This window comes from Desulfosarcina sp. (assembly GCF_033791525.1).
Lineage (GTDB): Bacteria > Desulfobacterota > Desulfobacteria > Desulfobacterales > Desulfosarcinaceae > Desulfosarcina.
This window is the reverse complement of record NZ_JASJGN010000064.1, coordinates 1-10,579: the sequence shown is the minus strand read 5'-3', so window position 1 is coordinate 10,579 and position 10,579 is coordinate 1. Positions and strand designations below refer to the sequence as shown.

Sequence of the window (10,579 nt, the reverse complement as noted above, 5' to 3'; positions counted from 1 at the left end):
GCGGGGACCGAGGCGCCCGCGTTCGCTCCCGTTGTTCCTTCCGGTGGAAGATGTGTCCAAACTACTCTCCGCCACCTCTTCGCCCCGCGATGCGCTGTTGCTCTCGCTGCTCTACGGCTGCGGCCTCAAGCCCGGCGAAGCGATCGCCCTGCGCTGGGGCGCGTTCGATCCGGACGCGGGGCTTCTCAAGTGTGAAGACCTGAAACCTTGTTTGAGAGAGCCGGTGTCAGGTGTTGATCTGAACCCTGAACCCCGAACCCTGAACCCCGAACGCCTATGGCTGATCATTTTTAAGCGATGGCTGACCGGTTGATTCCAGTACCGTTGTCCACAGCTTTCCGTTGGGCCTGACCTGTTTTCTCCTGCCCGCCGTGGCCTCCATGGGCAAATGCACGAAATGATTGTTCCAATGACCGATAACCAGCTTGGTTTTCCCCGCCATTCCCGCGTGTACCGCATCCCTGCCTAAAAAGCCGCAGAATACGCTGTCATTCCCATTTGCCGGAAGGCTGCGGATCATGTAGCTCGGATCGATATATTTGATGTTAAGCGGAATTTTCTGTTGGGCAAAGTGGGCCTTGATGGCATCCTTCAGAAATGGACCGATGTCGTTGAGGCAAATATTTCCGGATGCATCCCAGCGCTCACACATACCTTCGAAAAATTTCTGCCCGGCCCCTTCGGCCGCCACGATAACCGCATGGCCCCGGCTGGTCACCCTTGCCTGCAGGGCGGCCATCAATCCTTTGGGGCCCTCGAGGTCGAAGTCAACTTCAGGAATCAATACGAAATTGGCATCCTGCTGGGCCAGGGCTGCCGTAGCGGCAATGAAACCGGAGTGCCGCCCCATGAGTTTGATTAGGCCCACGCCGTTGGGGTAGGCGATGGCTTCGTTGTGGGCGCTCTGGATTGCCATGCGAGCGACATCCACGGCGGTGTCGAATCCAAAGGAGCGGGAAACCAGGTGAATGTCGTTGTCGATGGTTTTGGGGATGCCCACCACACTGATTTTCAGTTTCCGTTGGGTGATGGCATCGGTAATCTTGGACGCGGCCATGAGGGTGCCGTCCCCACCCACCATGAACAGGATGCCGATATTGTTCACCTCCAGGCAGTCCACCACCCGATCGATATCCTGTGCACCCCGCGACGACCCGAGAATGGATCCGCCCATGTTCATGATGGTGGTGACTCGGGCCGGTGTCAGGTCAAGAAAATCGTGGTTATACTCGGGGATAAACCCCTCCAGTCCGTGGCGCGCCCCGTAGATGATCTTTACGCCGTAGCGGTAGTGCAGCTCCAGTACGATGGCCCGGATGATGTCGTTCAACCCCGGGCACAGACCCCCGCAGGTGGCGATGGCGCACCTGAGTTTGGACGCGTCGAAATAGACTTTTCTTCGCGGGCCGGCCACTTCGAATGCCGGTGGGGATATACCTTTTGCAAACATCGCATTGATATCCGCTCGCTTGATATTGATCATCACCTGGTCTTCATCGGAAACGAACAGATGGTTGATCCCGCCGTGCTCTTCCTTCAACATGGGCGATGGGATTTTGGCTTCACCCAACGTCAGAATGTGGGTTTCGATGGTTTCTGAATTCATAAATGCTCCTTGCAGGTTATCCGTCCAGGTTCCGCTTTTTATCGGGCTCGGGCCCATTGAACTTGAATTCGCCCTTGCCGAGGATGTCATGCAGGTGAAGGATCCCGAGCACTCGCCAGTCGCTGTCGATGATCGGCAGAACCGTGATTTCATGCTGCTCCATAATGTTGAGGGCATCGAAGGCAGGTGTCTGAGAAAATGCATGCAGGGGCGATGGGGTCATCTGTGCCGTCAGGGATTGGTCGAGAACCGGCTTCTTCTGGGCAATCATCCGCCTTAGGTCGCCGTCTGTCAGGATACCCGCAAGCCGTTGGTCTTCGCCGACGATGATCAGGGCACCCAGCCCGTGGCGGTCCATCTCTTCCACGGCTTCCTGCATGGATACCGTTGTGGTGGCCATGGGAACGGCATCACCGGTGAACATGATGTCCTTCACCTGGCTGGACAGCCGCTGACCCAGCGCCCCGCCGGGATGAAATCGCTTGAAGTCACTTGTTTTGAATTGCTTCTTGTTGATCAGCACCACGGCCAACGCATCCCCCATGGCCAGAAGCGCTGTGGTACTGGCCGTTGGTGCCAGGCCCAACGGGCAGGCCTCTTTTTCCACCCCGACATCAATGACGATGTCGCTGTGTTTGGCCAGGGTGGATGACGGATTTCCCGTCATGGCGATGACGGTGCAGCCGATGTTGCTGATGCTGGGCATCAGTATATTGAGTTCATCCGTCTCTCCGCTGTAGGACATGGCCAGAAAGACGTCGTCCGGGCCGACTATTCCCAGGTCTCCGTGCATGGCCTCCACAGGATGCAGAAACAGCGACCGCGTACCGGTGCTGTTAAGGGTGGCGCTGATTTTCCGGCCGATGATGCCTGATTTTCCGATGCCGCTGACGATGACCCGGCCGGTCGCTTTCAGGATGACTTCCACCATCTGATCGAACCGGTGGTCGAGGCGACCGATCAGATTTAAAATGCCGTCAGCTTCAATTTGCAAAACCTGGCGTGCTTCATCTAAGATCATGATTATGGATTCCTGTTTGATCGTTTGCATGGTTGAATAGATGGGCGCGACCGTCCCTATGACGAGTTGGATTGGTGGACCGCTTTACATGGTTCATGTGTGGTCAAACGCAAGCGTTCACAGGTTCAGCGTTCACCGTTCTGGGTTTGTTTTCTATTGGTTGACCTTTTTTGTAGGCAAATAATTTCCTGGTGAAACCGCCAATCCCAGAGCGAGTAACTCCGGCATGTAAACATTCATCGGATCAGGGTCTATCGTAAGTGCTTACTTCCACTGAAGTTTTCGGTTCACCCGAACCTCTGAACCCTGAACCTTTGAACCCGTGAACGGCTGCGGTCAAACAATAGCCAATTTGCCTGAAAAGTCAATCAAACTCATGGCGACCCAAGCGGCTTTTTTATAATCGGTACTGGACTTTTTTTTGAAAGGGATTATCTTCCCACTTAATTAGCCTGCACACTACGTCATTGAACAGTAAGCATTCACACTCTATTTTGGTATACACCTGTTGATCCATGCTCATTAACATTTTTTTCGCGATGCGCACAACGTCCCAGCCGTTCAATTAAAGTCCCACTGTTCTCAACTCCAAAATCTAAAAAGTGGTTAAGACCCATAATTTCCTCAGAAACAGAAAGGAATTGCCATGAAACACCCTGTCACCATGCTTGCTCTTTTGTTGATGATCGCGGCCTTGATGAGTGCCTGCGCCACATCCTACCAGCCGGTACCCCCGTTCACCCCGGTGGAAGTCGATGCGGGTGGACATGCACTCAAAGCGCAGAATGTGATTGTCATAATGGATGCTTCATCTTCCATGGGGGAGGGTTATCAGCAGTGGAAGAAATTTGATATCGCAACTTCTGTGGTGCGCAACATGGCCGAAACCGTACCCGCGGATATGGGAATTAAAAGCGGACTGCGAATTTTCGGTGGTGATCCCAAAATGTTTGCAGAAAGCACCAGTGTGATTGACGATGTGGGCGACTTTGACAAGGTTGCCCATCACAAGGCCCTGTCGACAGTCTCCCAGGCCGGCGGCACCAGCCCCCTGGGAGAGGCTGCCGCCGCCGTCGTCAATGATCTGGAGGGGCTCGACGGAACCAGTGCCGTGATCATGGTTACCGACGCAAAAGGAATGGGCGCGGGACAGGCTGCAGGGGCAAGGGCCGTTAAAGAGAAGTTTGGGGATTCGGTGTGTTTCTACCCCATTCTCGTGGGCGATGACGCCGACGGACAGCAGCTGATGGAGGAGATTGCCCGGGTTGGCGGCTGCGGCTTTGCCACCAATGCCGATAGTCTGGCCAGCGGTGAGCAAATGGCTGACTTTGTCCAAAAGGTATTCATCGGCGATATGATGGACAGCGACGGCGACGGTGTGGGCGATGCCATGGACAAATGCCCGGGAACGCCCGCCGGCGTGAAGGTCGATTCGGTAGGCTGCCCACTGGACAGCGATAAGGACGGCGTGCCTGATTATCAGGACAAATGCCCGGGAACGCCTGCCGGTGTGAAAGTGGACTCGACCGGTTGTCCGCTGGACAGCGATGGTGACGGTGTGCCCGATTCGCTGGACAAATGTCCGAAAACGCCTGCCGGTGTGAAGGTGGATGCATCGGGATGCCCCCTGACCGTGCTGCAATCGGGTGCGGTTTCATGGACATTCAACGAGATTAACTTTGAAGTTTCCAAGGCGGATATCAAACCCGCTTCGTATGGGATTCTGGATGAAATCGCCGCCGCACTCGGTGCCAACCCGCAGTTGAAGGTCGTGGTCGAGGGCCATACCGACAATACCGGTGCCCGTGCCTTCAATATGGATCTGTCCAATCGACGGGCCGAGGCCGTTATGGGTTACCTGGTTGGCAAGGGTGTGTCCCCATCCCGGCTTTCAGCCAAAGGATACGGGCCGGATCGCCCCATCGCCGACAATGCAACCAAGCTGGGCCGTTCCAAGAACCGTCGGGTTCAGTTTACCAAGGTGAACTAACAGGCTGTTGAAAAACGTCATGAGCGCAGGCAAGACAAGGCAAAATTTGGCGAAAAAGCGCAGTTTATGTGTGATAAATGAGCATTTTGAGTCAAGTTTTAACGCCGTATGGCCAAGCGCAATAGTTTTTCAACAGCCTGCTAAGGGTCTGGTCACCACAAGCGACTGCGACCCGCGGCCCGGGGATTCCTTTTCCGGGTCGTGGGGCAGTCATCAACCTTACCGCATTGGAGCAACGATGCATGACTGACATAGCTAGCCGACAAAGCCATTCATCAACGTCATTAAGGCAAAACGGGGCCATTCGTGTCGCTGCGCTGATGACGGCGATTTTCCTTTTTGCCCTCGGCTGTCAGACCACTTATTATACGGTCTGGGAGAAGATGGGCAAGGAGAAACGCCACCTGCTGAAAGACAACGTCGAACAGGTGCGCGAGGAACAGGCCGAGGCGTCTGAACAATTCGCCACCGTCGTGGAACGCATCAAGGCCATGTATGGCTTTGACGGCGGAGAGTTGGAAGATGTTTACGAAAAACTCAGCGAAGACTATCGGGCCTGCGAAGAGCGGGCCGATGCCGTGCGCGACCGCATTGACAAGGTCGAGCGCATCGCCGCCGACCTGTTCAAAGAGTGGGAGTCGGAAATCACCGTCATCGAGAACGTGAAGCTTAAGTCCAAAAGCCGGGCCTCCCTGCAGGATACCCGCAGCCGGTTTGCCCGGTTGCAGCGCTCCATGGCCCGTGCGGAATCCTCGATGGACCCGGTGCTCAACAACCTGCGGGATTATGTGCTCTACCTCAAGCACAACCTCAATTCCCAGGCGGTCAGTTCACTGAGAAAAGAAGTCGCTGATATAGAAACGGAAGTGTCTTCCCTGATCCAGGACATGAACCGTTCCATCAAAGAGGCCGATGCGTTTGTTAAGACCATGTAGACGGCACCATCATACTTAGTGTCGATCCACAAATGGCCAATTTGCCTGATATCTGCGTTATGCGAACGCTTTTATCCTCGGAATATCAACTATATGCCTGTGGTAAAATTTTTCGCATGCCTTGATCTCAACCAAATTTGCCTATTTCTGGATGGACACTACTTAGTATTTTAATCTTGAAATTTGTTATTTTTTATAAGATTTTGGTGGGTGCAATTTATTGATTCCGATTTCTTCGGGTACAGAAAGGAAAGTTACATATGGAAGAGATTCTCGACAAGATCTATCAACTGTTGACGGTTTACGGATTGAAGGTCCTTGCTGCCCTGGCCATATTCGTCGTCGGGCGCTGGGTGGCCAAGGGGGTGCGGAAACTGGTGGAACGCATGATGACCAAGGGCAAGATCGACCCCACCCTGGTTACTTTTACATCCAACATGGCCTACATCGGCCTGCTGGCATTTATCGTCATCGCCGCCCTGGGCCAGCTGGGTATCCAGACCACCTCCTTTATTGCCATTCTCGGTGCCGCCGGTCTGGCCGTCGGTCTGGCCCTGCAGGGATCGTTGTCCAACTTTGCCGCCGGTTTTCTGCTGATCATCTTCCGGCCTTTCAAGGTGGGTGACCTGATCGAAGCGGCCGGTGTATTCGGTGTGGTGGAGGCCATCCAGATTTTCACCACCCAGTTGAAAACGGCTGACAACAAAACCGTCATCATTCCCAATGCCAAGCTCACCGACGATAATATCGTCAACTGGACGGTCAAGGGAACCCGCCGGGTGGACATGGTGTTCGGCATCGGATACGATGACGACATCGACAAGGCCCGATCGCTGATGGCCGAAATCATCGCCGAGGACAGCCGAATTTTAGAGACCCCCGCGCCACAGATTTCCGTCTCCGAACTGGCGGACAGCAGCGTGAACTTTGTGGTTCGTCCATGGGTCAAGGTGGAAGACTACTGGGGGGTGCATTTCGACCTGACCGAAAAAATTAAAAAAGCCTTCGACGCCAACGGTGTCTCCTTCCCGTTCCCCCAGCGCGACGTCCACCTTTACCAGCATGGCGCCGAGGTGCAGGAAAAAAGTGCTTGACAAGCCGATTTGACCTGAATATATATCGCCCAATTTTGAAAAGGCCGAAGGAACCTTTCTCTTTGGCCTTTTTCATTGCTCAGACCATCATGGGAGGTGTTTCAAATGAAATGTACAACGGTTCGCAAAGGCATGGAATGTGCCTTCATGACAGCCAAAGGCTGCGGATACAAGGGTGGTGTCTGCCTTGAAGTCGTGGAGCAGTGCAAAGGGTGCAAACGCACCCTGGAGATCGCTTCGGGATGGTATTGCGCTGCCTGCCCTGAGCCTACGACCAAATGGAAAAACGGAAATTGCAATCTGGCCACGCATGTCGGCTCGAGCATGTCAGAAAAGGCCCAGAAGATCAATCCGTTGAAGGCTTCCAAGCGCTCCAGAAAGTAGTCTGTCTGCCGACAACCCAACCGATTTGTCGAAAACCCCGCCACCGGACCGATGCGGCGGGGTTTTTTGCGTGGCGTTGCGGCCGCGGGTGCACCCGGCGTGGGATGGAAACCGATCCCGTGCGCATCCTCTTGATATTTCAGGCGCTTTTCCCTTGACATTTTTTGCATTCAGGAAGTAAATATCCCATTTATCGTGTTTGGCCGTGTGTCGCCGTGTCAATTGTGAATCCTTCACCAGCAGACTTGGAATCTATCTGTTGCCGGTGTTGACAGAAAAACGCCTGTGCAGTGCAGGTACCCTATCCCTTTTACCGGTTCCGCGGCTGGATGAAACCCACTGAGGATCGAGGCCCATGAATCCTTTAGCTGAGCAACTGAATCAGACCATCAAATCCGCGGCCCCTCATGTTTACGACATGCTGTCCGATGTGGGCAAAAAACTATTTTTTCCAAAAGGCATCCTGAGCCAGAGTGCCGAAGCCAGGGAAAAAGCCCATGCCATCAACGCCACCATCGGAATCGCCAAAGAGGGCGGGCGGACCATGCGATTTGACAGTGTGATGGCTTCCCTCAACAATATCCGGGCCAGCCAGTCCCTGACCTACGCCCCGTCTTTCGGCATTCCCGCCTTGCGCAAACAATGGCAGGCGGAGATGGTCGAAAAAAACCCGTCCCTGGCTGGAAAGCCGGTGAGCCTGCCGGTGGTCACCTGCGGAATTACTCACGGTATTGCCACGTTTGCGGATGTCTGGACCAGCCCGGGGGATGTGATCATTTTGCCGGAGATGATGTGGGGCAATTACAGTATGATCTTTTCCGTGCGAAAAGATGCCCGCATCCGCCACTACGAATTGTTTACCGCGGATGGTGGATTCAACCTCGGCGCTTTCGAACAGGCGGTTTGCCAGGAGGCGGCCGACCACCGCAAAATTACGGTGGTGCTCAACTTTCCCCAGAATCCATCGGGGTATACCATTTCCGAAAGGGAAGCGGACGGGATTGTCCGCATCCTTACCGATACTGCCGCCGCCGGCACCTACGTCCTGGCAGTCACCGACGATGCCTATTTCGGTCTTTTTTATGAACCGGAGACCCTGAAGGAATCCCTCTTTGCCCGCCTGTGCGGGGCGCACCCCGGTATCCTGGCGGTAAAGCTCGACGGGGCCACCAAGGAAAATTACGTGTGGGGTCTGCGGGTGGGCTTCATTACTTACGGGGGCTCGTTCAATAGCGATACGACGCCGCTTTTCGATGCGCTGGAACGCAAAACGGCCGGTTGCATCCGCGGTACCATTTCCAACGCCTCGCATCTGAGCCAGACCATTTTGCTCAACTCCATGCAAAACGAGAAAAACCCGGCCGAGAAGAAGGCAAAGTTCGACGTTCTCAAGGCCCGGGCAATGCGGGTCAAAGCGGTCTCCAGGGATCCCAAATATGCCGAAGCGTGGGAGGTTTACCCATTCAACTCCGGTTACTTCATGTGCATCCGGCTAAAAACCGTGGATGCGGAAAGCCTGCGTATTCATCTGTTGGATCGATATGGCGTCGGATTGATATCACTGGGTGAATCGAACCTTCGTGTCGCTTTTTCGTGCATGGAAGAGGCCGATGTTGAAAAACTGTTCGATATCATCTTTCAGGGAGTGAAAGATCTGGGAAAAATGAAATAGATTATGCCGCAGACGGAAACGAAACCGAGTACGTACCGGCGCATCAATGGGCGGCTGAAAAGCCTGAATATTGCCCAGGCCACCCGCTGGTCGGTCTATTTTATTGCCATCGGCCTGATTGCCGGCCTCGGATCCGTCGTTTTTCATTACCTGTGCCAGCTGGGGCTTCATTACTTCCTGGATATGATGGCCGGTTACCGCCCACCGTCGCCGGCCGGCGAACACCACCTGCTGCCGCCCACCTCGGTTCCATTCAATCGATTGATGCTGCTGTTTCTGCCGGCCATGGGGGGGGTATTGAGCGGATGGCTGGTATACACATTCGCTCCGGAAGCAGAAGGACACGGCACCGACGCCGCCATCAATGCCTACCACAACAAGGGTGGGTTCATTCGCAGCCGGGTGCCCATTATCAAAACCATCGCCTCAGCCATTACCCTGACAACCGGAGGGTCCGGGGGCAGGGAAGGGCCCATTGCCCAGATCGGTGCCGGTTTCGGCTCCTTTCTGGCCACCACCCTCAAGCTTTCCGACCGCGAGCGCCGGATCATGATGGCTGCCGGCATCGGCGCCGGCGTGGGCAGCATCTTCCGGGCCCCGCTGGCCGGTGCCCTGTTTGCCGCCGAGGTGCTTTACCGGGACCCGGATTTTGAATCGGAAGTGATCATTCCGGCAGGGATTTCCTCGGTGGTGGCTTACTGTGTCTTCTGCCTGGTGTTCGGCTGGGGTTCGCTGTTCGATTCCCCGCCGTTCAAATTTCAAAATCCGCTTGAACTGGGACCTTACCTGGTTCTGGCCCTGGTCCTGGTGGCCACCGGTGTATTTTACATCAAGGCCTTTTACGGTACGATCCACCTTTTCGAATCCATAAAGAAAATCCCCAATCACATCAAACCGGCCATCGGCGGTTTGCTGACCGGCATCATCGGCTTTTTTTTGCCTCAAACCCTGGCCTTTGGCTATGGGTTTGCCCAAATGGCCATCAACAATGAACTGACGGTGCCTTTTCTGCTCTCCCTTGCCCTGGGCAAGGTGCTGACGACATCCTTTTCCATCGGTTCCGGGGGCAGCGGCGGTGTCTTCGGCCCCTCGATCGTGATCGGCGGGGCCATGGGCGGTTGCGTGGGCAAAATCTTTCACGACATCATGCCCACCGTTGTCACCCAACCCGGTGCCTTCGTGGTGGTGGGTATGGCCGGATTCTTTACGGCCGTCTCCAATACCCCCATCTCCACGATCATTTTCGTCAGCGAGATGACCAACTCCTACCATCTGCTGCTGCCCAGTCTGCTGGTCTGTTCGGTGGCCTATATGGCATCGCGGCGCTGGACCATATTCAAGCAGCAGGTGCAGAGCAAGGTCGATTCTCCGGCCCACGCCGGCCATTTTTTTGTGGATATCCTACAGGCCATCCCGGTCAACGACCTCATGCCCCTGGTAAAAAATGTGACCCTGATTCCCCAGGATATGCCGTTTTTGGAGTTCAAGCGCTACTTTTCCGAGACCAAGCAGCATTACTTTCCGGTGGTGGATGAAGACAAAAGGCTGGTGGGGATCTTCTCCATCAACGATATCCGGGGCGTTCTCTTCGCACCCGAAATCGAACAGCTGGTGGTGATGAAGGACGTGGGAAGCTCCGACATCATCGTCACCACACCGGATGAAGACCTCAACGCCGTGCTGAAAAAATTCACCACCCGTAATATCGACAGCCTGCCGGTGGTGCGGGAAGACGATCACGGCATTCTCCTGGGAATGCTCAACCGGCGGGAGGTGATATCCTTCTACAATCAGAAGGTGGACGAGATGAAATCGCAGCGTTTGGCGCACTATGGCGAATAGCCAACGATTGACGGATTCGTAAAAAGCTTTTTCAG

General features: G+C 54.8%; 9 protein-coding genes. 7 read left to right on the top strand and 2 right to left on the bottom strand.

The annotated features are described in order from the left end of the window. The coding region (locus QNK41_RS03225) for a hypothetical protein (protein ID WP_413815110.1) at positions 1 to 313 on the top strand (313 nt) is incomplete at its 5' end. Here QNK41_RS03225 and QNK41_RS03220 read toward each other — a convergent pair. Then, positions 275 to 1,606: an ATP-dependent 6-phosphofructokinase gene (locus QNK41_RS03220; RefSeq protein WP_319253688.1), complete on the bottom strand. Its 1,332-nt coding sequence runs from the start codon at positions 1,604 to 1,606 to the stop codon at positions 275 to 277. The two genes, QNK41_RS03225 and QNK41_RS03220, sit on opposite strands and share 39 nt — an antisense overlap. Before the next feature lie 16 nt (positions 1,607 to 1,622). Next, on the bottom strand, positions 1,623 to 2,627 hold the full coding sequence (locus tag QNK41_RS03215; RefSeq protein WP_319253686.1) for a KpsF/GutQ family sugar-phosphate isomerase: 1,005 nt from the start codon (positions 2,625 to 2,627) through the stop codon (positions 1,623 to 1,625). A gap of 646 nt (positions 2,628 to 3,273) precedes the next feature. On the opposite strand from QNK41_RS03215, the gene QNK41_RS03210 reads away from it, so the two are divergent. The 6 genes from QNK41_RS03210 (at position 3,274) to QNK41_RS03185 (ending at position 10,544) form a co-directional block, all read left to right on the top strand. Next, entirely contained in the window at positions 3,274 to 4,617 is a 1,344-nt protein-coding gene (locus QNK41_RS03210; RefSeq protein ID WP_319253684.1) for an OmpA family protein, read from the top strand. Positions 4,618 to 4,859: 242 nt separating this feature from the next. Beyond that, on the top strand, positions 4,860 to 5,552 hold the full coding sequence (locus QNK41_RS03205) for a DUF2959 family protein (protein ID WP_319253682.1): 693 nt from the start codon (positions 4,860 to 4,862) through the stop codon (positions 5,550 to 5,552). 260 nt (positions 5,553 to 5,812) lie between these two features. After that, positions 5,813 to 6,646, top strand: a complete 834-nt coding sequence (locus QNK41_RS03200; RefSeq protein ID WP_319253681.1) for a mechanosensitive ion channel family protein — start codon at positions 5,813 to 5,815, stop codon at positions 6,644 to 6,646. 105 nt (positions 6,647 to 6,751) lie between these two features. Next, on the top strand, positions 6,752 to 7,030 hold the full coding sequence (locus QNK41_RS03195) for a PxxKW family cysteine-rich protein (protein ID WP_319253679.1): 279 nt from the start codon (positions 6,752 to 6,754) through the stop codon (positions 7,028 to 7,030). Between the two features lie 355 nt (positions 7,031 to 7,385). Continuing rightward, on the top strand, positions 7,386 to 8,702 hold the full coding sequence (locus QNK41_RS03190; RefSeq protein ID WP_319253677.1) for an aminotransferase class I/II-fold pyridoxal phosphate-dependent enzyme: 1,317 nt from the start codon (positions 7,386 to 7,388) through the stop codon (positions 8,700 to 8,702). Between the two features lie 3 nt (positions 8,703 to 8,705). Next, on the top strand, positions 8,706 to 10,544 hold the full coding sequence (locus QNK41_RS03185; RefSeq protein ID WP_319253675.1) for a chloride channel protein: 1,839 nt from the start codon (positions 8,706 to 8,708) through the stop codon (positions 10,542 to 10,544). The last annotated feature ends 35 nt before the right edge of the window (positions 10,545 to 10,579 follow it).

Bases quoted from the DNA above. Each gene is read 5' to 3' on its own strand.
- QNK41_RS03215 (WP_319253686.1), bottom strand. From the start codon at position 2,627: ATGATCTTAGATGAAGCACGCCAGGTTTTGCAAATTGAAGCTGACGGC.
- QNK41_RS03220 (WP_319253688.1), bottom strand. From the start codon at position 1,606: ATGAATTCAGAAACCATCGAAACCCACATTCTGACGTTGGGTGAAGCC.
- QNK41_RS03185 (WP_319253675.1), top strand. From the start codon at position 8,706: ATGCCGCAGACGGAAACGAAACCGAGTACGTACCGGCGCATCAATGGG.
- QNK41_RS03190 (WP_319253677.1), top strand. From the start codon at position 7,386: ATGAATCCTTTAGCTGAGCAACTGAATCAGACCATCAAATCCGCGGCC.
- QNK41_RS03200 (WP_319253681.1), top strand. From the start codon at position 5,813: ATGGAAGAGATTCTCGACAAGATCTATCAACTGTTGACGGTTTACGGA.
- QNK41_RS03195 (WP_319253679.1), top strand. From the start codon at position 6,752: ATGAAATGTACAACGGTTCGCAAAGGCATGGAATGTGCCTTCATGACA.
- QNK41_RS03210 (WP_319253684.1), top strand. From the start codon at position 3,274: ATGAAACACCCTGTCACCATGCTTGCTCTTTTGTTGATGATCGCGGCC.
- QNK41_RS03205 (WP_319253682.1), top strand. From the start codon at position 4,860: ATGACTGACATAGCTAGCCGACAAAGCCATTCATCAACGTCATTAAGG.